Here is a 20,058-nt window from a genome sequence, read left to right as displayed (position 1 = left end):
ACTTTTTAGCTATTTACTTAACCCTTTATTTAGGACAACTTAAAGTAACAAAGTCTTATTTTAAAAGTCGACAAGCTATTTACAACAAATAGAGTCGGCTTAAAACACAAGGAACAGTTATATGAATATGACTCAAAAAATGACGGCTGAATTCATCGGCACGCTTTGGCTTGTCTTAGGTGGCTGTGGTAGCGCCGTCTTAGCCGCAACTTTCCCCGAAGTGGGTATTGGTTTTCTAGGTGTTGCGTTTGCATTCGGCTTAACAGTGCTGACGATGGCATTTGCCATTGGTCATATTTCGGGATGTCATTTAAACCCCGCGGTCTCTGTTGGACTCTGGGCTGGTGGGCGTTTTCCTGCATCAGAATTACTCCCCTATATTATCGCTCAGGTTGCCGGAGGTATCGTTGGCGCAGGTATTTTGTATCTTATCGCCTCAGGTCAAGATGGCTTTAACCTATCGGCTGGCTTTGCCTCAAACGGCTATGGCGACCGATCACCTGGGGGCTACAGTTTAACCGCGGCACTCATTTGTGAAATCGTGATGACGTTATTTTTCCTACTGATAATTCTTGGCGCTACAGATGCTCGCGCGCCAAAAGGCTTTGCCCCTATTGCTATTGGCTTAGGGCTCACCCTTATCCACCTAATCAGTATCCCGGTTACAAACACCTCGGTAAATCCCGCTCGAAGTACTGCTCCAGCGTTATTTGTTGGCGAAGCCGCACTGTCTCAACTGTGGTTGTTTTGGGTTGCCCCTATAATTGGAGCGATCATCGCTGGCATGATTTACAAAATATTCGATGCTAAAAAATAGCAAGCGCTAAAGAAAACAGAGCCTAAATCGGCTCTGTTTTCTTTTTCAATAGTCAGCTTGGTGCTATTATCCCTTTAATCGGCGCGTTCTCCTTGTTTCAAGGCTCGCCACATTTTAAATAAAGAGATGTAAACCATGAAAAACAAAAGCCTAAAGCAAATTACTGAAATGACGCCAGAATCTCGCTATGACTATCTTGTTGAGCAAGCAAAAGAGCACAACACACTGTGGTCATTACAAGATTTAGACGGCTGCGTAATGCTGACTACTGAAGAGGAAGATTGTATTCCGATGTGGCCAACTGAAGAAGCTGCCGCACTTTGGGCTGTTGATGACTGGAAAGATTGCCAGGCGTTATCGATCCCAGTTGATGAGTGGTTAGAGCGTTGGGTTCCTGGTATGCAAGACGACGACCTCTTCGTTGCTATTTTCCCAGTACAAGATGATTTAGGTGTGGTGATCCCACCACACGAGCTTGAAGAGCGTCTAACGCCTAAAAAGCGTCACTAATCATAAGACCGCTTATGGTAAGCCATTTAGGCTTACCATTTTTACGCTTTTATCTGCTCATAAAACGATAAAGAGAATAAAAAGTGGATACCAAACCCCCTGCACGCTCTATCGCTGATTCAGCAATACAATCAGCAACACAATGCGATATTAGCTCAACCACAGACTCCCCCCCTGCGACGCAAAGTGGACTATCTGCAACAAAAGTCACCATGCCCAAACGCCTCATTGCCCTACTCATATTTTTTGTGATGATCTCCGTGAGCGGGTTAATAGCAAAACAAGGCGTACTGTTTTGTATCCTGACCTTATTTATAGTGTTAGCCATCATAGGTAAGCAAAAAGCGGGACTTATCATGCTTAGGGTCTACACCTCATTGCAGCTCGCCGTTGTCAGCATACTACCTCTTGTGCTTTACGATCCTGACAACCTCGCAGCATCAGGACCATCAAGCTTTGCCATTGGCAGCTTCAAGGCACAGCTCCCAGACTGGCTGATATTTGGCATACTCATTTTATTAGCGATTGTGCAGGTATGGATTGCATTTACAACTAAGGTGGGACGCTACTTTAATCGAGAGATGAACCTCAACATTATGCGTTAACGCGACTTACAGATATAAAAATTACAGATAAGAAAAATTACAGATAAGAAAAAGCCGTCATTAGACGGCTTCTTTATATCTCGAGCTTCTACTCAATCAATTAGATTAAACAGAAAAACTCGCGCCACAACCACATGTGGTGGTCGCGTTTGGATTCTTAACAAAGAAGCGAGAACCTTCAAGGCCTGAAGTGTAATCCACTTCACCACCAACAAGATATTGCAGGCTCATTGGATCGACAACCAACTGAACACCTTGCTTCTCGACTGTAAAGTCACCGTCGTTTACTTTCTCATCGAACGTAAAGCCATACTGGAAACCAGAGCAACCGCCACCTGTTACGTATACACGTAGCTTAAGTGCGTCATTTTCTTCCTCTTCTAGCAAGGTTTTTACTTTTGAAGCCGCCGCATCGGTAAAGCGAATTGGCAAAGCATCTTCAGCTTGTTCAGTCATTACTACCTCTTAGATCTGTTTGCTGTGCAGAATTATCTAATACCTGACCATTTTGTTCAAGTATTATGCCCTGTTCTTTTTCATCCACAAGTAAATCTTGTGCATTATACTCTTGTTCCGTTTGTGAACCTTTGGTCCAACGGCTCGCAGGCACGATGACTTTGGCCTTCACTCTAGACAAGCTAAAGCCTTCAGGCAATGTAAATTCCCCTTCTAATACCTGAAAATACCTAAATTTGAATTTAAACGAGGCATCAGTCAAATCCGACAATTTTAGGGTAAGGGTTTTACCGTCTTGTAAGCCGATTAACGTCACTTCACTGCGACCCGATAACGAGCGCTTACGCTTCTCTAACTGTGTCAGTACCAATTTAATTCGATATTGACGTGGCTCAAGGCTTGGCTCAATCTCTAATGCATTAATCGCGACACCGTCAGCGATATTTTCCGGCGCCATCACACTACGATAAAATGCCAGTTCACGCTCCAGCTCATTTTGTTTCACATTTTGCTCAACAAACATTGTCTGCATGTTATTGTTAGCTTCACGCTCTAATGCTAGTTCGATATTACGTGCAGCCAAGGTTTGTGCTTGTTGCTGCAATTGCAGAATATACTGCTCTGATTTATCAGCCTTAACCTCAGCTTTAGGCAGGTAGTGCAGTTTTGCAACATCATAACTGAGCGCACCTAAAGCAAAGGACACCAGTAATAAAAGCAGTAAATAAACACTTGAGGGTCTAATTTGTCGTTCAATCACTTGCAAGCGATCGAGCCAACGATGATAATTTGGCATTAAGTAACAGCCCCTTAATAAAAAATCTCACATTTAACTATCAATGTGACAAACATACATTTTGGAAATTTCTGTGCATCAAACAATTGTTAAGAAGCGAGAGCAATTTCAAAAGTACCTACATACCGACCTTAAAGACACGCTGTCGCAAGCTAAGGTCAGTGTACAGTTATGTTTGCTCGCATTGCTATTTGCACTATTTGCGTCCGGCATCATTCTTCTTTTTAGATTATTACTGCTTTGGTGTGACACCTTCACCAAAACTCAGGTGATGAATTTTACGGATATCATCGATGACTGGCGAGTACTATTACCGCTTTTAGGCTCATTTTTAATCTGGGGTGTCGCAAAAATGGGATCTCAGCGTTATAAACGTATGGGCATCGCCTATGTGATCCACAGAGTTAAACTGCATTACGGCAAAATTCCACTGCAGTCTGCCCCTGGTCAATTCTTTCAAGCTCTGTTTGCGCTTGCGACTAATTTCTCTGTCGGTAGAGAAGGTCCTGCTATTCATTTAGGCGCGGTGAGCGCTAGTGTACTCGCCGAAAAATTTAAACTGCCAGACAACAGCGTAAGGGTGATGTGTGCCAGTGGTATAGCAGCAGGTATTGCCGCCATTTTTAACGCGCCTTTGGCCGCTGTCATATTTGTATTTGAAGTGGTGCTCAGAGAATACAAAATCCATTACTTCTTCCCCATTATGCTCTCTGCCATTTGCGGCGCACTCAGCAGCCGACTGGTGTTTGGTGATGTACATGAATTCGAGCAGATTGGCGTAGCAGTGATCCCCTTAAGCCAATATCCACTGCTGGCAGTATTTGGAGTAATACTTGGCTGCATCGCCGCATTTTTCAACGCAAGTCTTCTTAAAGTGACGGCTATCGGACAACACTGGCCGCTAATTAACCGCTTACTGCTTGCTGGAGCTGTCACTACATTAGTCGGTTTAGTACTACCACAAGCGATTGGTAGCGGTGAGCTCGCCATTGCAGAGACCATTAACCAACATCCCAGCATTCTATTTTTAAGTGCGATTTTAATCGGTAAAATCATTGCGACCATTGCCGCTATCGGCCTTGGGATCCCAGGCGGACTGATTGGCCCTCTTTATGGAATTGGCGCACTACTTGGCACCATACTGGCTTTAGTCTGTTCGCTAATGTTCCCAAGTATTGCACCCTATATTGGCCTCTATACTATTATCGGCATGACGGGCATGATGGGCGTCTGTTTAAGTGCGCCACTAGCGGCGCTTGTGGCATTAATAGAGCTGACCAACAACGCCTCAATTATTTTGCCCTCAATGTTTGTGGTGATCCCAGCCTTCTTGATTGCTCATCAAGGCTTTAATACTAAGTCCATTTTTTTTAAGCAGCTTGAAATAATGGGCTTAGGTTATAAAGTCGCACCGGTAAACCTTGGGTTGCAAAAAGTGGGCGTCAGGCACTTAATGGATAAACGCTTCGTCATCGTTTACGACAATCAAGAGCTTTTATTAGAGGTACTTAAGCGCGCCGAAGGCCGCTCTGTATTAGTTCGCAATGCTCAAGGTATTGTAGAAATGTTGCAGCTAGAGCTACAGGTACAAGATGATGCAAGCGCGTTAACGCGTCACCCAATTCAGGGATTACCCGACACCTCAACGCTCAATGAAGTGTATGCGATTCTTTCAAAATACCGACGAGGCGAGGTCTACATCTACCAGCAAGAAAGCGACAATATTGTTGGGGTAATTAACTGGGGATCACTACAAAGAGAGATCCGTTCTGGTCAGGTGTAACCTTGTCCTAAACAGCTAGCTTATCAAGCCCCCTTATTTAGTGTGTAAAGCACAATATTGGACGAATTTACTGAATAACAGCGCCTCTAGACAATGGGCTAAATTCCCGTTAGGGGTTAAATAGTTCTGCATGTATCCTCTCAGCTCTTCATGCCATCAAGGGTTTTGAAACAAGTTACAACCCAAAGACAGCATCTTTAACATATAGGATTTAATCTCACTTTCACCTATGTTCGACAATTAATTGCAGCATATTTTCGGCTAATTAATTATCAGTAAAAGAGTAAAAAAACACCCCAACAGTTCCAAGCGATGCTACGCAGCTTTTCGACAAAACGCTCAAACATTCTACCGATTACAGATTAAAAACCAATCCCCAGCATCTACAACACCTGAGAACAATAAAGCAGCAACAATCAGCGAACAATTCCCGCCTCTTACACTTTCAGCCAACAATAGAAGTAAAAACCGACATTACGTGTATTTATTCGGCATTTTCACAACTTTTTAGATCTTTTTACAGGCTAAAGCTCACATTTCTCTGTATTTTCACGAACTCAAACGCTTTCTTTTACCAATAACGACAATGAAGTACTCGAAAGCATTGATATAAAAACGTTGCAAGGTCGTAACCTGGTGCTAGCACCAAGGAGTTATCTGCAAATAAGGTAAGGCGAGTTTACTGGGGCCGCTTAACCAAGAGTAAACAACATCTCCCGATAAGGGCACGCTATGAGTGTAATAAATAATAAATTAGCAGCGCTAGTTGTGCTCTCAGCATCAGTACTTGGCTTTAGCAGTCAAGCCGTTGCAGAGAACTATCAGCAGCTGCTCAACATGTGTATTGCTTGCCACGGAGTCGACGGTAGTAATGAATTCGACTCAATCCCTAACCTAAAGGGACAGAACGCGGCATACATGGTTGGACAACTAAAATACTTTAAAGCTGACAAACGCCAAGACAAGACGATGAGTAAAGTCGCTAAACTGTTAACCGAAGAACAGATGCAGGCAATGGCAGTTTATTTCAATACAGGTAAGGAACAAGATTAATGGCTATCGATAGACGTAATTTTTTAAAGGGCGCTGCGGCGACCTCAGTAACAGCCATGCTCCCGCTAAACTGGGCCTTTGCATCAAACCGCCCTGCCGGTATTGAGCCGTTAGACGTATCTGCGGTTAAGTGGAAGAATGTTGATGACTTACCAGGCCACTTTAAAGTACTTAACTCAAGCCCACTCAACGCATTCCCACCAGAGCATTTACTTGCGCCAGTTAAAACGCCAGCCGACGTAGCGTTTATTCGTTGGAACGGCCAGATGCCTGAGTTCGACAAGATAGATCCTGACACGTGGGAATTCACTGTTGATGGTGAGTCAATCGAAACACCTAAGACCTACACAATTGCTGAGCTTAAAAAGAAGTTCAAGACCCATACTCAACAACTTGTTCTAGAGTGTGGCGGTAACAGCCGTGAGAACTTCTATCCAAACGCTAAGGGTAACCAGTGGAGTAACACTGCGGTATTCTGTGCAGAGTGGACTGGTGTATTAATTAAAGACGTACTTGCTGACTGTGGCGTGAAAAGTGACGCAGTTTATACCGCTCACTATGGCGCAGATAAGCATATCAGCGGTAAAGGCGCAGCCATCTCTCGCGGTGTACCAATCGATGCAGCCATGAATGAAAATGGCATGATTGCATGGGGCATGAACGGCGAAGATATTCCATATATGCACGGTTACCCACTGCGTATCGTATTCGGTGGTCGTCCTGGTTCTGTTTCACAAAAATGTGCTACGGGTATGGGCGTGAGAGATCGCGTTCACGATGGTAAGAAAATGGGCGCACCTGCTTATCAAGTCCCTAAGCACCCTGTTGCACCTGGTGAAAAAGTTGATAACAAAGACTTTAAGATCATTGAAGAGATGATTGTTAAGTCATTGATTACTTCGCCGCAAACTGGTGGTGAAATGTCACTAGGCAAAACGCTTTCAGTAAGCGGTCATGCTTGGGCTGGTATGCGAGATGTCGCTAAAGTTGAAGTCAGTTACGACTACGGCACAACATGGCAAACAGCCGCGTTAACTAAGCCTGTAAACCCTACAGCATGGCAACAGTGGAATATTGACCTTAAGCTTCCACAGACTGGTTACTATGAGATTTGGGCTCGCGCAACGGACACTAAAGGCGATACTCAGCCTATGGTTCAGCCACAGTGGAACCCGAAAGGTTACCTATTTAACGGTTGTCACCGAGTGGCAATAAGGGTCGTATAATGACAAAGACTCTGTTTACGGCAGGCTTGCTTGCCTTAAGTAGCTTAATAGGGGTTCAGGCTGCCGATGCTGTGCCAGTTAAAAGCTACCCAGTAGATCCTGTATCAGGCCTTATCATGGCACCCGGCTGGGAAATGGTGGACCAACAATGTAACGCCTGCCATACCACCTTGATTATTCCGCAGAACAAAGGTAACCGCGAAGTTTGGCGCGATACCATTCAGTGGATGATTGATACCCAAGGCTTGTGGGATCTTTCTGATACATGGGATCCGGTACTCGACTACCTCTCAACTTATTATGATGAGACAGGTATCGATATGAAGATCTTTAGACGTAAGCCATTGGAGGCCGATCAAATGCCACCACTGCCAACATCAAGCAAGGAAGGTTAAGATGCGTAATCGTTTAATTAAACAAGTCTTAGCAACCAGCTTGATATGGGCAACGACAACGGTAGCCACTGTTCAGGCCGAGACAGATACATCCTTTAAAGATACCCTTGCATTGCAAGGACTCAAGCTTGAGTCAAGCGCACTGAACTATAAAGCGGATGCGAGCAAGGGGGAAGCGCTGGCTAGCCAACGCTGTATCGCTTGTCATGGTGATGCCATGCTTGGCATGATGAAGACCTATCCCGATCTTAAAGGTCAAAAAGCGGCTTACCTATTCAAGCAGTTAGTTGACTTTAAGCGTGGCGATCGCACGGATCCCTTAATGCAAGGGCAAGCAGGCATGCTTTCAGAAACTGAAATGAAAGATATTGCTTACTACTACTCGACGCAAACCGCCTCGGATTTAAGTCAGTAGCCTTAAGCGGTTGTCGAAACAAGCCTTAAGCGGTTGTTGCAATGAGCCACTAAAAAGCCCAGATAATACGATTATCTGGGCTTTTTATTAATACGTACTTCAGTTAAAAACAGTTGGATATGATTAGTACTATCCAGCGGCTGCTTGCACTCTAGCGGCTGCTCTACTTCGTCTCCCAATTAGCAGAAAAAGCATAAAAGCTTATTTACCCTCACCTACATCACATTGCTGATACTTAACAACTAACTATTAGCTGAAACCCAGCTAAAAGCCGGTACGTTTAATCTATCAATCAGATAGTTACGCAGTAACCCCCTACTTAAACCATCAGTTGATATTTTCAGTGATCGTTACTTGGAAGTTTACATCTAGTTAACAATGGAGGACGATAGCATTTAGATCGACTAAATTAACATTGGTGACTAATCCAAAATTTTCAACATAAAGGAGTGCGTATGCTTAAGAAGCCTCAAACACTTATCGCCCTTGCCGTGTTAGCCGCTTTATTGATTCTTTATGCAGCCAACTCCCAATTTAATCCTGAAAGCGGTATCGAAACGGTGACTAAACAACAAATGGATCCCCCCTTAGCCGATAAGCCATTAGCCACAGTTTCACAATCAGAAAAAGTCGTGTCACCGAGCGCGATACAAACTCCTGAAACATCAACTTCTGAAATACAAAACAAGAAAACCGTTGCTGCCGATCTTGCGACTGCAACAGGCTCTAGCGAAACCCAAACCAGCTTTACCAAAGTATCAGACAACCGACCGAAGAAAATGCCTAAAGACGTTGTAATCAACTCGCTAGATGAGTTAAGCGACTTATTTGATTCACTTAATTACAACACTCAAAGCTGGAGAGAAGGCAATAGGGAGGTACCTAGACTCACCTTTGAGTCAGTAAGAAAAGGTTGGGAAGAAACCACAAATAAAATCCCAGTACAACAGAAGAAAATGGTGTTTTTCCGCTTGCTTGCGCCGCTTATTCTCGTCGCAAATGAAAACATTTTATTAGAGCGCCGCCTGATTGAATCCGCTCCTTTAAATGATGCAGTGTTACAAAAAATTGCATTCAAATACAAGATAGTCAAAGACGAAGACACCCCGCTCACCGAACAGCAAAGGCAAACACTTCTAGAAGAGGTCGATATTATGCCGCCCTCATTAGTGTTAGCACAGGCTGCAGAGGAAAGCGGCTGGGCCACATCACGATTTACCGTTGAAGGTAATGCCTTTTTTGGGCAATGGGACTTCAGTGGCAAGGGGATGGTGCCCAAGCAGCAGCGTAAAGAGTTAGGGAATTACGGCTTGGCGCGTTTTGACACCCCACTGGCTTCGGTAGAAGGTTATATGCTCAACCTCAACACTAACAATGCCTATAAAAAGCTCAGAGAATTACGCGCTGGTTTACGCGCTGACAATAAACCGATCACAGGCTTAGAGCTTGCTGGAACCTTAGATAAATACTCAGAGCGAGGCCAAGCTTATATTGATGGAATCCGTCAGATGATCCGCTATAACAAGTTAGATCAAGTCGATGAAGCTTATTTAAGCGATGCCGCTCCACTCCACCTTATCTCTCGACCAGAGTAAATACATTCCAGGCAAGACAGCCCATAAACAAAAAGCCGTAAACAGTTCGTTTACGGCTTTTTCATTCACCTAAGAGCAAAGCGATTTAAATTCAGGCTTGGCTTTTACGTAAATAAGGCATTAACAGCAGCATAATACCGACGAGCAGGAATGGAATACTCAAAAGCTGACCAGCACTAAATGTCCACGTATCAGCATAGACCGCTTGCTTGACCTTAACCATCTCAATCAGGAAGCGTGAGCTAAACACTAATACTAAGAATAAGCCAAAGATGGCGCCATGCTTCTGCTTCATATCGGTCAGTTTATAGACTGCCCACAACAGAGCAAAAATAGACAGATAAGCTATCGCTTCATAAAGCTGCGCAGGATGGCGCGGCAACATATCGACACGTTCAAACACGATTGCCCAAGGCACAGTGCTTGGTAATCCCAAAATTTCAGAGTTTACAAAGTTTGCCATACGGACAAAGAAGCCAAAAATCGCTGTCGCGATGGCAAGGCGATCGAGTAAGAATAAGAAAGGTAACTTAACCTGACGCTGATAATAATACAGGGCTAAAATAGCCCCTAAACCGCCACCATGACTGGCAAGGCCTCCTTCCCAAATCGCCAATATTTTTAAGGGGTGACTAAAATAATAGGCTGGATCGTAGAACAAACAGTGAGCTAAGCGCGCGCCAACGATAATGCCAACAACACAATACATCAGCAAGTTGTCTAACGACTCTACGGGTAAGTTCTCTTTAATGTAGATACGCTTCATCACCTGAAAGCCAGACGCTATCGCAAGTGCAAATAAAATGCCGTACCAATGTACTTTTAACCCCATAAAGCTTATTGCTACGGGGTCTATATTCCAAATAAAGTGGTCCAAACTAAGCCTTCCAAATCAGTTGTTTTAAATCGAAAATATGATAACTCATGCGCAGTTTTACGCGTCAGCAAGCCTTTTGGCAAGGCTTAAGCAAAATTTGCCGCAACAGAATGTTTCTGCCCATCAACTAATTGCTATAAACGAACTAAATTAATCAGTCGTTCTGCGTTTGCTATATTTATCTGTCAATTAGATTCTGCTATAGTGCCGCCTCAGCCACCCTACATAAATTTGGGCAAATAGCATTGCTATTTACGCCCCTCAGAAATTGGAAATATAGGCTGATGACTCAGTTTCAAGGTTCGCACATTCTGTCGGTAAACCAATTAGATTTGGAAGCCGTTGAAAACGTTTTTTCCGTTGCTACTCGTATGACTCCCTACGCTTTAAGACAAAAACGTACCACGGTTTTAGATGGTGCTGTTTTAGGCAACCTATTTTTCGAACCGAGCACCCGTACTCGCGTCAGCTTTGCTAGTGCCTTTAGCCTACTTGGTGGCAGAGTGAATGAAACTGTCGGTATGGGCTCCTCCTCACTATCAAAGGGCGAGTCGTTATACGATACAGCTCGAGTACTCTCAAGCTACTCCGATGTGATTGCTATGCGTCACCCAGACTCTTTCTCTGTTAGCGAATTTGCTAAAGGTAGCCGCGTCCCCGTCATTAATGGTGGTGACGGCTCAAACGAGCATCCAACTCAAGCACTACTGGATCTATTTACCATTCAAAAAGAGTTAGCTGCTGGCGGCCGTGATATTAGTGGCATGAATATCGCTATGGTCGGCGATTTGAAATTTGGCCGCACGGTTCACTCACTTTCTCGCCTGTTATGTATGTATAAAGATGTCAGCTTCACACTCGTATCACCAAAAGAGCTAGCAATGCCTGACTCTGTGATCAATGACATTGCAAATGCTGGCCATAAGATCACAATAACAGACCAACTTGAAGGCAATTTAGATCGCGCTGATATACTCTATCTTACGCGTATTCAAGAAGAACGCTTCCCTTCTCAAGAAGAGGCGAACAAATACCGCGGTAAGTTCCGTTTAAACCAAAGTATTTATACACAACATTGCAAATCAAACACGGTGATCATGCATCCATTGCCACGAGACTCTCGTGAGCAAGCAAATGAATTGGATAACGATCTTAACGACCATCCAAATCTGGCTATCTTTAGACAAGCCGATAATGGTCTGCTGATCCGCATGGCACTGTTTGCACTGACGTTAGGTGTTGATACTCAACTTGAGCAATACGAACGTCCAGTTAATTGGTATTCACGAAAAGCTGATGTATAAATCGGCTATAGACTTTTAAGGATTAAAAATGACTCGTTCTGACGAACTATTTGAGCAGGCTAAAAAGACCATCCCAGGTGGCGTTAACTCTCCAGTACGTGCATTCTCTGGTGTAGGTGGCTCTCCGCGCTTTATCGAGAAAGCTGATGGCGCTTATATCTTTGATGCCGATGGCAAAAAATATATCGATTACGTCGGTTCTTGGGGACCGATGATCTTAGGTCACAACCACCCAAAAATTCGTCAAGCTGTATTAGCTGCGGTTGAAAACGGTCTATCTTTTGGTGCACCGACTGAACTTGAAATCACTATGGCTGAAAAAGTCATCGAAATGGTTCCATCAATTGAACAAGTTCGTATGGTGAGTTCTGGTACTGAAGCAACCATGAGTGCTATCCGTTTAGCACGTGGCTTCACTAACCGTGACAAAATACTTAAGTTTGAAGGCTGCTACCACGGCCACGCTGACTGCTTGCTAGTTAAAGCCGGTTCTGGTGCACTAACTCTGGGTCAGCCTAGCTCTCCAGGTATTCCTGAAGATTTTGCTAAGCACACCCTAACTGCAACTTACAACGATCTAGAATCAGTTAAGGCTATCTTCGAGCAATACCCAGAAGAGATCTCTTGTATCATCATCGAGCCTGTAGCAGGCAACATGAACTGCATTCCGCCAATCGACGGTTTCTTACAAGGTCTTCGTGCAATCTGTGATCAGTACGGTGCGCTAATGATTATCGATGAAGTCATGACAGGTTTCCGCGTATCGAAGAGCGGGGCACAAGGTCACTACGGCGTAACACCAGATCTTACTACGCTAGGTAAAGTGATCGGTGGCGGTATGCCAGTCGGTGCTTTTGGTGGTCGTAAAGATGTGATGCAGTTTATTGCGCCAACAGGCCCAGTTTACCAAGCAGGTACCCTATCTGGTAACCCAATTGCGATGTCTGCAGGTCTTGCTCAAATGGAAGCACTTTGTGAAGAAGGCGTTTACGAGCAACTAGCTGCTAAGACTCAGTACATTGCTGAAGGCTTTAAAGCGGCGGCTAACAAGCACGGCATTCCAATGGCAATCAACTACGTTGGCGGCATGTTTGGTTTCTTCTTCACTGATGAGGAAACTGTGACTAACTTTGCCCAAGTGACTAAGTGTGACACTGCGCGGTTTGCTGAGTTCTACCACCTAATGCTAGATGAAGGTGTTTACCTAGCACCTAGCGCTTATGAAGCAGGTTTCTTATCACTTGCTCATGGTGAAGAAGAGCTTGAAGCAACACTGGCAGCAGCTGACCGCGTATTTGCTAAACTAGCAAAAGCGTAATCAATAAGCTTAAGCGCTGTAGACTAAACGTGTAAAACGACACTTTCACAGCGAGCTCAATACAAAGGAACACTTGGCTAAGTGTTCCTTTTTTATATCTACTATTTACGACATGCCATACAGCGAGAAGCGATTCCAATTATTTCGCTATCATAATTTACAGCTATAGCGTGATTTAGCTAACCCTTCTGAAAAATAAGTAAAAGCTTAACTTAGTTAAGGTAAAAACCTAGATAACATCAAAAATGCAGAATCAATCACTACAGCAAGCCTTTGCACCACCACCAATATCACACTTTAAAACAAAATAAGAGCGACTTAACAGTTGTCATGCGTCTATTGCTGTGGTTTGATCTCGCCGCCTAACCTTAAAATAAACTTAATTTGGTGTATTCCGTGTCAGTTTAGGTACGCCATAACATCACCAATGTGAGTCGCCCTATGTTGTACGCATTTTTAATTTCGCTAGCAGTACTTGCTCTGTTAAGTATTGTGTTTGAAGAGATAACCCACCTCAATAAAGCAAAAACCACACTTTTCTTTGGCTGCATCTCCTGGATTGCCTTATTTATGGCCGCTGGCGATCCTACTCATGAGAAAATCATTGAACATCAGCTCAATGAAAATCTACTCGAGATTGCTACTCTCTGGTTATTTTTAATGTCGACAATGACCTTTGTTGCTTATCTCAACGCCAAGGGCATGATTCAAATATTGGTACAGAAGCTATTTCCACAGCGAGTTTCAGTGCGATTACTGATGATCCAAGTAGCCTTATTCTCGCTTGTGTTATCTGCAATTTGTGACAACGTTACCGCCACCTTAGTATCGCTGGGCTTGCTAACAACTTTTAAACTTGAAAAGCAGATGCGCCGCCGCATGGCAGTACTTATCATTTTTGCGGTCAATTCCGGCGGTGTCGCCTTGATAACGGGTGATGTCACCACCTTGATGATCTTCTTAGGCGGCCATGTGCGTATGTCTGAGCTACTGATGCTATTTGTGCCAGCAGCCGTGAGCGTGATGTTGTTAGCCGTATTGTTTTCATTAAAAGCTGAGGGTGAAGTCTGTACCAGCCCTATCACCAAGCAGGTTCGTTCCGTCGATGTGGTTATTGCGGTGATTTTCTTTGCCACTATCATCATGACCATGGCGCTCAACATCCTATTTGGGATCCCGCCAGTTCTGACCTTCTTAACTGGTCTTTCAGTAATGTTCTTAGTTGGTCATACAACGAGAAGTGATAAAGAGGAACTACAAATTCTTGAGTACATTCGCCAAGTTGAATACGACACACTACTGTTTTTCTTGGGCATTTTACTATTAGTTGGCATGCTTAAAGAGATAGGAACCTTGGATCTGCTCACCCAAGTGTATTCTCAATTTGACCCTAATATCTCTAACTTTGTCGCAGGTATAGGCTCTGCACTGTTAGATAATGTCCCGTTAACGGCAGCACTACTTAAAGCCGAACCAATACTCAACACACCAGAGTGGTTAGGGCTCACTTACGCTGTAGGTGTTGGTGGTTCGCTACTGGTGATAGGCTCTGCAGCGGGAATTATAGCGATGAGCAAGGTTAAGGAGCTTACCTTTGTCAGCTATCTTAAATATGTCCCAGCGTTGACCCTTTGTTACAGCGTGGGCTACGGTTTAACCCTATTTTTGGCGTATCATCTATATGGTTAACAGCTAACCTGTTGTATTTTAGCCCGAAAACCAAAAGGCCTAACAATGTTAGGCCTTTTGTTGCTGTAATTGAATGCTGTAATTGCCTGTATCGGTATAAGCTTTAAATGGCTGGGACCTTAAACTCCGTACCTTCAATAGCAAGCACTACATCCCTTGGCCTTATCTCAACGATTGTCAGCTTACCTTGAATGCTATCGCCTTCTTGCAGCTCAGCGCCATCAACGTTTAGCCAACGGTTATCAGGCACGCTCGAGTAGACATGGGCATTAATATTAAATTCAGGTACTTGTAACTGTAATCCCGCAGGTAATTGTCCATATTTGGGGATAGCATCTGACTTGGGTGTCGTTGGAATCGGATCTAGCTTTTCCTCCGTCACCGGACTTGCAACCGCATTTTCACGTTCAACATCTTTAAGCGCCGCTTCAAACGCCGCTAACAAGTTATTATTGTTATCAGCTGGCTTTTCACGCTCTAGACCAACATCATTTGCTGCGTATTCAACTTGATACTTCAAAGACTCAAGCAGCTCATCGCCACGCTTATTGCTATGCGCCCCTAAAATAATCGGCTCATCAGCACTCAATTGCTGTGATGATGTCTGCGTCCCCTGCCTTGAAGAGTTCTGGTTTATTCTCGCTTGCTGCGAGCCACTGTGCTCTACACTCTCTTGTGCACTAAGCAATGCAGCCATTAAGTCATTAGATTGCGGCTTTGAGGTCACAAATTGAGTTTGGTTCGCACTGGGTGACTGCCCTACATTGCGTACAGTTGCGGCTTGGGTCTCAAAAGCCTGAGCCACTGGCAACGCCACCTTTCCCGCTAAGCGGACTTCAGAGATAAGCTCGCCGCGACTTGATTCTGGTTCTGGTTCTAGTTCTGATTGTAATTGTAATTGTCGTTGTGGCTGTAGTTGTGATGATGACGCTTTGGCTGAAACTGGTTTACCGTTCACGCCTAAGGTTTGCACAACCGCTCCAGCTTCTGGATATAGCACGCGGCTTAACAGCCAGGCCGCTAGAATCATTAGCAATAGTGAACAGGTAAAAATAACAGCAAACCTTGCACTCTTGCTCGTCTGTCTTTCTCTGTACTGCGCTCTTGGAGTCAATACAACATCATGTGTTATCGCTTGAGACTGCTGCTTATCTCGCGTCACTGCATCGAGTAAAATCGACATTAATACAACCTTTTGTCTTGGCCTAAACGCGGGCCGGCATCACTTAAATATAAGTTGATCTGTACAAGCGTTTGCGCACCTGCGATACCATCAGCAATCAAACCATGTTGGCGTTGAAACGCCTTTAACTTTTGCTCTAACTCTGGATCAAAGCTGTTTACTAATCGAGGCGAGGTGTCGGTAACACGCGCTAAACTGTTTTCTAGCCACTGGATTTGGGCTTGATTAGCTAACTGTCCAATCTCTTTTGGCTGATTCTTTGGCGCTTGCCACAAGATCTCGAAGGTACCGGTAAAGTGACGGTTAAACCAGTCTCGACTTATCCATAATTGTTGCTCATCAAGTTGTAGCAAGATTTGATCACCCTGCCTTGAAACCACTGTGCCATAGAAAGCTTGCTGATTATCATCAGCTAAATACACCACAGCAGGATAATTAAGGCGGACTAAAGAGTGCCAATTACCTTGCTGCTGGAAACAATCAAGCCCCTGCTGTTTTGCAGCCTGACATGCAGATAAACCAATATAAGGCACCTTGCCCCACAAACCTAAAATGCTGGCATAAGCGGTATCAATATCACGACTTTCAGAGATAGCAGTATTGAGTACACGCTGGCTACTGCTTAACTGGCGGCGACTGTCCTCCTGTTTAGTCATGCTGACATCAGCCACTGCCGCAGTTTGTGTGGCTTCAACACTTGAAAAAGCGCTTGGCAAGCCACTTGAGCCTGATGGACTAAACAGATAAAACGCAACACCAAAGGTTGCAACAAGCGATGCAGCGACTGCAACAGGCAGTAATACACTTTTTTTCTCAGGCTCTTCACCTAAGACTTCAGCCGATGCTAAGCGCACCATCTTATTATCAATCGGCACTTTAGATTGCGCGTAGCTGGCCATAAGTGCCCTCTCACACAACAAGTTGATTAATCTTGGAATACCGCCGCTGTACTTGTGTAACGCCTTGATTGCGCTTTTGTGGAACAGCGGCTCATGACGTCCAGCCACTTGAAGTCGATGCTGCACATACAAGGCAACCTCCTCAAGCGTTAGCGGCAATAAATGATAACGAGCAGTAATTCGTTGTGCTAACTGACGCAGCTCTTGTCTTTTAAGTAATTGCTGTAGTTCTGGCTGCCCGATCAAAATCACTTGCAGTAGTTTTTTGGTATCAGTCTCTAGATTCGTCAACAGCCTTAACTGCTCAAGTACTTCGGCTCGAAGGTGCTGCGCTTCATCGATGATCAATACCGTATTGCGGTCTTTGCTGTGATTATCAAGCAAGAACTTACTGATTAAGTCTGTAAGCTGCTTTAGGCTTGGGTTGTCGCCATAAACAATGCCGAGCTCATCACACAAGGTTGCCAGTAATTCAGACTCGGTCAATGACGGGTTTAAAATAAATGCCGTATCGGTATTATCTGGAAGCTGCTGTAACAAACAACGTGAAACGGTGGTCTTGCCGGTACCTACTTCACCCGTTAGCAATACAAAGCCACCGGTTTCACCTAGCCCATAGGTAAGATGGGCTAAAGCCTCTCTATGGCGATCACTCAAAAACAGATAGTGAGGGTTCGGCGCGATAGAAAACGGATTATCATTTAAGCCAAAGAAAGCCTTATACATGCGAGCTTTTATCCTTTTAAAACCTGTAAAGCCAACCACAAGTGATGGGTTGGATTGTTTATGCACACGAGTTAGAGTACGTTTAGAGATGAATTGCCAATTAATACTTTTAACCTGCATTCGCCAACAAACGCGAGCGTTTCACTTCGACTTAAGCGCTAGCATGAGCACAAACCATAAGCATAAACGTAGAATTAAGACTCACGTTAAAGCCAAGGGCTATGCTTGTCAAAATTTGCTTTAACTTATTCAGCTAAAGTAAGCTCAATATCAAATTGAGACGCATATCTTGCCAGTAATCGTCCCATATTCGCTATCATAAGCCCTAAAGGCACAATCGTTCCGTGCTACACTCCCACCTAAGTTACTTAGCGAGAAACCTTGTGAAAATTTACCTAGTTGGCGGCGCCGTCCGCGACACATTACTCAACCTAGATGTGAAAGACCATGACTATATGGTGGTTGGCGCAACACCGCAGCAGATGCTTGCACTTGGTTACAATCAAGTAGGTAAAGACTTCCCGGTATTTTTACACCCTAAAACGGGGCAAGAACATGCGCTTGCACGCACTGAGCGTAAAACGGCCGCCGGTTATGGTGGTTTCAGTGTTGACGCTGCACCGAACGTGACCCTAGAGCAAGACCTGCTCCGCCGAGATTTAACCATTAATGCTATCGCCCAGGATGACGATGGGAAGTTATATGACCCATATAATGGCGTAGCGGATATAGAAAAGCGCATTTTAAGACACGTATCAGATGCATTTATCGAAGATCCGTTGCGAGTACTTCGCGTTGCACGCTTTGCCGCTCGCTTCCACTCTCTTGGGTTCACTATTGCGCCTGAAACCATTAATTTGATGACTAAAATAAGCCAAAGCGGTGAGCTTGAAGCCTTAACGGCTGAACGTGTCTTCGTCGAATTAGATAAGGCATTAGCCACCGATAGCCCACAGGTATTTTTCAAAGTATTAAGAGCTTGCGGCGCACTTGCAGTGCTATTTCCTGAGATTGAAGCCCTATTTGGCATTGAACAACCTCAAAAATGGCACCCAGAGATCGATACCGGCATTCACACTTTAATGGTACTTGAGCAAGCTGCTAAGCTGACAAAAGATAACGCTGTAAGGTTTGCTGCACTGGTACACGATTTAGGTAAAGCCCTTAGCCCGAAAGAGCATCTACCTAAACATTATGGACATGGCCAAAAGGGCTTACCACTCATTAAAGCGCTCTGTTTACGCATTCGAGTGCCTAATGAATATCGCGATCTTGCACTCTTGGTTAGCGACCAGCATCAAAATATTCATAACATAACCGAGCTTAGAGCCGACACCATCGTCAAACTATTTGATAAAGCAGATTTTTGGCGTAAGCCACAACGTCTACTGCAACTACTTATCGCTTGCGAAGCCGATAGTAAAGGTCGAGCGGGATTAGAATTAACCCCTTACCCTCAGGCGGATTACCTTAAGCAGTGTTTTTTAGCGGCTTCAGCTGTTGAGGTTAAGTCAATCATAGAGCAAGGCTATAAAGGCGCGGCGATCCGAGAGCAATTAAATATCGCTAGAATTATGGCTGTTCAGGCCATCAAGGACTTACACTAATTTTGATATAAATAAAAAACTCATCAAAAGTTCATACTTTTGGTCTAGTATTAGAGTTGTGTTAAATATGTATAATTTACACTTAGCTTGCAGTTGCGGTAATTTTCGCTAAGTTATTCAGGCCTTAGCGTTAAAATGCATAGCAAAATTTTTTGTCTGTGACATAATTAACCAGTTCAGTTGTCATGTGCAGCTGTACTTATTTAATCCAACCTAAATAAAGGGAATTCCCGATGAATAAAAAAGTACTTTTGATTGCTGGTGTAGCAATGACTGCCCTTCTAGGTGGCTGTGCAAACACTACTGCTCTTGAAGAAAGCGTTGCAAACCTAGGTAACAAAGTTGACCAGCTTTCAGCTGAAGTTAGCTCTCTAAAGTCAGATCACGCTAAAATGTCTGCAGACATCAACGATGCAGCTGCTGTAGGCGTTGCTGGTCTTGCTGAAGCAGAACGTGCTAACGCGCGTATCGACAACATCGCTTCTTCTTACAAGAAGTAATATGTTTGGAATTTGGCCTAATTTTTATTCAGGCTAACTCCCAAGGCTTGGTTTCAGGTATTGCACTTGACCAAGCCTTAAATTTATCTGCAGTATCATTTTCCCAGCAAACCTCCCAACAGCTAATTACTATCCATTTACCGCCGCCTAAAACAAAACGTTAGCGCTAGTGTGTGATATCAATGCAGTCATGAAAGTGCAGACAATAAAAAAGCGCCCAATATGGATAATGCCGTTCACTTAAGGTGAACGGCATTTTTATTTTTGGCATACCGTTGAGGCCTTGGTTTTACTGTTCTGGGGA

At 44.2% G+C, this 20,058-nt stretch carries 19 protein-coding genes; 14 read left to right on the top strand and 5 right to left on the bottom strand.

The window, feature by feature from the left end; translation table 11 throughout:
* Positions 1-121: 121 nt before the first annotated feature.
* The 3 genes from aqpZ to ACVBJC_RS08150 all read left to right on the top strand — a co-directional run bounded on the left by aqpZ (position 122) and on the right by ACVBJC_RS08150 (position 1,932).
* Positions 122-817, top strand: coding sequence for an aquaporin Z (aqpZ, locus tag ACVBJC_RS08160; protein WP_447160378.1), 696 nt, complete (start codon positions 122-124; stop codon positions 815-817).
* Positions 818-952: 135 nt separating this feature from the next.
* The gene (locus tag ACVBJC_RS08155; protein ID WP_447160377.1) at positions 953-1,327 is read left to right on the top strand and encodes a DUF2750 domain-containing protein; all 375 of its coding nucleotides are present in this window, start codon (positions 953-955) and stop codon (positions 1,325-1,327) included.
* An 83-nt stretch (positions 1,328-1,410) separates the two neighbouring features.
* Positions 1,411-1,932, top strand: a complete 522-nt coding sequence (locus ACVBJC_RS08150) for a hypothetical protein (RefSeq protein ID WP_447160376.1) — start codon at positions 1,411-1,413, stop codon at positions 1,930-1,932.
* 105 nt (positions 1,933-2,037) lie between these two features.
* Here ACVBJC_RS08150 and erpA read toward each other — a convergent pair whose 3' ends face one another.
* Together erpA and ACVBJC_RS08140 are read right to left on the bottom strand one after the other, a co-directional pair.
* Entirely contained in the window at positions 2,038-2,388 is a 351-nt protein-coding gene (erpA, locus tag ACVBJC_RS08145; RefSeq protein ID WP_447160375.1) for an iron-sulfur cluster insertion protein ErpA, read from the bottom strand.
* A complete protein-coding gene (locus ACVBJC_RS08140; protein ID WP_447160374.1) occupies positions 2,381-3,184 on the bottom strand; it encodes a DUF6776 family protein in 804 nt (267 codons plus the stop codon). The genes erpA and ACVBJC_RS08140 overlap by 8 nt, the downstream gene beginning before the upstream one ends.
* Before the next feature lie 61 nt (positions 3,185-3,245).
* On the opposite strand from ACVBJC_RS08140, the gene ACVBJC_RS08135 reads away from it, so the two are divergent.
* The 6 genes from ACVBJC_RS08135 to ACVBJC_RS08110 all read left to right on the top strand — a co-directional run bounded on the left by ACVBJC_RS08135 (position 3,246) and on the right by ACVBJC_RS08110 (position 9,651).
* On the top strand, positions 3,246-4,967 hold the full coding sequence (locus ACVBJC_RS08135; protein WP_447160373.1) for a chloride channel protein: 1,722 nt from the start codon (positions 3,246-3,248) through the stop codon (positions 4,965-4,967).
* Positions 4,968-5,699: 732 nt separating this feature from the next.
* Positions 5,700-6,020, top strand: coding sequence for a c-type cytochrome (locus ACVBJC_RS08130; protein ID WP_447160372.1), 321 nt, complete (start codon positions 5,700-5,702; stop codon positions 6,018-6,020).
* A complete protein-coding gene (locus ACVBJC_RS08125) occupies positions 6,020-7,246 on the top strand; it encodes a molybdopterin-dependent oxidoreductase (protein WP_447160371.1) in 1,227 nt (408 codons plus the stop codon). The genes ACVBJC_RS08130 and ACVBJC_RS08125 overlap by 1 nt, the downstream gene beginning before the upstream one ends.
* The gene (locus ACVBJC_RS08120) at positions 7,246-7,641 is read left to right on the top strand and encodes a cytochrome C (RefSeq protein WP_447160370.1); all 396 of its coding nucleotides are present in this window, start codon (positions 7,246-7,248) and stop codon (positions 7,639-7,641) included. The genes ACVBJC_RS08125 and ACVBJC_RS08120 overlap by 1 nt, the downstream gene beginning before the upstream one ends.
* 1 nt (position 7,642) lies before the next feature.
* Positions 7,643-8,056, top strand: coding sequence for a c-type cytochrome (locus ACVBJC_RS08115; RefSeq protein ID WP_447160369.1), 414 nt, complete (start codon positions 7,643-7,645; stop codon positions 8,054-8,056).
* A 455-nt stretch (positions 8,057-8,511) separates the two neighbouring features.
* Positions 8,512-9,651: a glucosaminidase domain-containing protein gene (locus ACVBJC_RS08110; protein ID WP_447160368.1), complete on the top strand. Its 1,140-nt coding sequence runs from the start codon at positions 8,512-8,514 to the stop codon at positions 9,649-9,651.
* Positions 9,652-9,742: 91 nt separating this feature from the next.
* Here the strand turns inward: ACVBJC_RS08110 and lgt are convergent, their stop codons facing one another.
* The gene (lgt, locus tag ACVBJC_RS08105; RefSeq protein ID WP_447160367.1) at positions 9,743-10,528 is read right to left on the bottom strand and encodes a prolipoprotein diacylglyceryl transferase; all 786 of its coding nucleotides are present in this window, start codon (positions 10,526-10,528) and stop codon (positions 9,743-9,745) included.
* Between the two features lie 284 nt (positions 10,529-10,812).
* Between lgt and ACVBJC_RS08100 the strand changes: the two genes are divergently transcribed.
* The 3 genes from ACVBJC_RS08100 (at position 10,813) to nhaD (ending at position 14,839) form a co-directional block, all read left to right on the top strand.
* Positions 10,813-11,832, top strand: coding sequence for an aspartate carbamoyltransferase (locus ACVBJC_RS08100; RefSeq protein WP_447160366.1), 1,020 nt, complete (start codon positions 10,813-10,815; stop codon positions 11,830-11,832).
* A 28-nt stretch (positions 11,833-11,860) separates the two neighbouring features.
* On the top strand, positions 11,861-13,150 hold the full coding sequence (gene hemL, locus ACVBJC_RS08095; protein ID WP_447160365.1) for a glutamate-1-semialdehyde 2,1-aminomutase: 1,290 nt from the start codon (positions 11,861-11,863) through the stop codon (positions 13,148-13,150).
* A gap of 441 nt (positions 13,151-13,591) precedes the next feature.
* Positions 13,592-14,839, top strand: coding sequence for a sodium:proton antiporter NhaD (gene nhaD / locus ACVBJC_RS08090; RefSeq protein WP_447160364.1), 1,248 nt, complete (start codon positions 13,592-13,594; stop codon positions 14,837-14,839).
* A gap of 103 nt (positions 14,840-14,942) precedes the next feature.
* Here nhaD and ACVBJC_RS08085 read toward each other — a convergent pair whose 3' ends face one another.
* Both ACVBJC_RS08085 and ACVBJC_RS08080 read right to left on the bottom strand, forming a co-directional pair.
* Positions 14,943-16,022 carry a general secretion pathway protein GspB gene (locus ACVBJC_RS08085; RefSeq protein WP_447160363.1) on the bottom strand — a complete coding sequence of 360 codons (1,080 nt, stop codon included), beginning with the start codon at positions 16,020-16,022 and terminating at the stop codon, positions 14,943-14,945.
* A complete protein-coding gene (locus ACVBJC_RS08080; RefSeq protein WP_447160362.1) occupies positions 16,022-17,647 on the bottom strand; it encodes an AAA family ATPase in 1,626 nt (541 codons plus the stop codon). The genes ACVBJC_RS08085 and ACVBJC_RS08080 overlap by 1 nt, the downstream gene beginning before the upstream one ends.
* Before the next feature lie 383 nt (positions 17,648-18,030).
* Between ACVBJC_RS08080 and ACVBJC_RS08075 the strand changes: the two genes are divergently transcribed.
* Positions 18,031-19,254: a multifunctional CCA addition/repair protein gene (locus ACVBJC_RS08075; RefSeq protein ID WP_447160361.1), complete on the top strand. Its 1,224-nt coding sequence runs from the start codon at positions 18,031-18,033 to the stop codon at positions 19,252-19,254.
* 233 nt (positions 19,255-19,487) lie between these two features.
* Positions 19,488-19,754 carry an Lpp/OprI family alanine-zipper lipoprotein gene (locus tag ACVBJC_RS08070; protein WP_447160360.1) on the top strand — a complete coding sequence of 89 codons (267 nt, stop codon included), beginning with the start codon at positions 19,488-19,490 and terminating at the stop codon, positions 19,752-19,754.
* The last annotated feature ends 304 nt before the right edge of the window (positions 19,755-20,058 follow it).

Source organism: Shewanella sp. 0m-6 (assembly GCF_052977325.1).
The sequence above is the reverse complement of the archived record's forward strand: the minus strand, read 5'-3'. Positions and strand labels throughout refer to the sequence as shown.

Excerpts from the sequence above, each read along its gene's own strand:
- aqpZ (WP_447160378.1), top strand. The coding sequence starts at position 122 with ATGAATATGACTCAAAAAATGACGGCTGAATTCATCGGCACGCTTTGG.
- ACVBJC_RS08155 (WP_447160377.1), top strand. The coding sequence starts at position 953 with ATGAAAAACAAAAGCCTAAAGCAAATTACTGAAATGACGCCAGAATCT.
- erpA (WP_447160375.1), bottom strand. The coding sequence starts at position 2,388 with ATGACTGAACAAGCTGAAGATGCTTTGCCAATTCGCTTTACCGATGCG.
- ACVBJC_RS08140 (WP_447160374.1), bottom strand. The coding sequence starts at position 3,184 with ATGCCAAATTATCATCGTTGGCTCGATCGCTTGCAAGTGATTGAACGA.
- ACVBJC_RS08130 (WP_447160372.1), top strand. The coding sequence starts at position 5,700 with ATGAGTGTAATAAATAATAAATTAGCAGCGCTAGTTGTGCTCTCAGCA.
- ACVBJC_RS08125 (WP_447160371.1), top strand. The coding sequence starts at position 6,020 with ATGGCTATCGATAGACGTAATTTTTTAAAGGGCGCTGCGGCGACCTCA.
- ACVBJC_RS08120 (WP_447160370.1), top strand. The coding sequence starts at position 7,246 with ATGACAAAGACTCTGTTTACGGCAGGCTTGCTTGCCTTAAGTAGCTTA.
- ACVBJC_RS08115 (WP_447160369.1), top strand. The coding sequence starts at position 7,643 with ATGCGTAATCGTTTAATTAAACAAGTCTTAGCAACCAGCTTGATATGG.
- ACVBJC_RS08110 (WP_447160368.1), top strand. The coding sequence starts at position 8,512 with ATGCTTAAGAAGCCTCAAACACTTATCGCCCTTGCCGTGTTAGCCGCT.
- ACVBJC_RS08100 (WP_447160366.1), top strand. The coding sequence starts at position 10,813 with ATGACTCAGTTTCAAGGTTCGCACATTCTGTCGGTAAACCAATTAGAT.
- hemL (WP_447160365.1), top strand. The coding sequence starts at position 11,861 with ATGACTCGTTCTGACGAACTATTTGAGCAGGCTAAAAAGACCATCCCA.
- nhaD (WP_447160364.1), top strand. The coding sequence starts at position 13,592 with ATGTTGTACGCATTTTTAATTTCGCTAGCAGTACTTGCTCTGTTAAGT.
- ACVBJC_RS08085 (WP_447160363.1), bottom strand. The coding sequence starts at position 16,022 with ATGTCGATTTTACTCGATGCAGTGACGCGAGATAAGCAGCAGTCTCAA.
- ACVBJC_RS08080 (WP_447160362.1), bottom strand. The coding sequence starts at position 17,647 with ATGTATAAGGCTTTCTTTGGCTTAAATGATAATCCGTTTTCTATCGCG.
- ACVBJC_RS08070 (WP_447160360.1), top strand. The coding sequence starts at position 19,488 with ATGAATAAAAAAGTACTTTTGATTGCTGGTGTAGCAATGACTGCCCTT.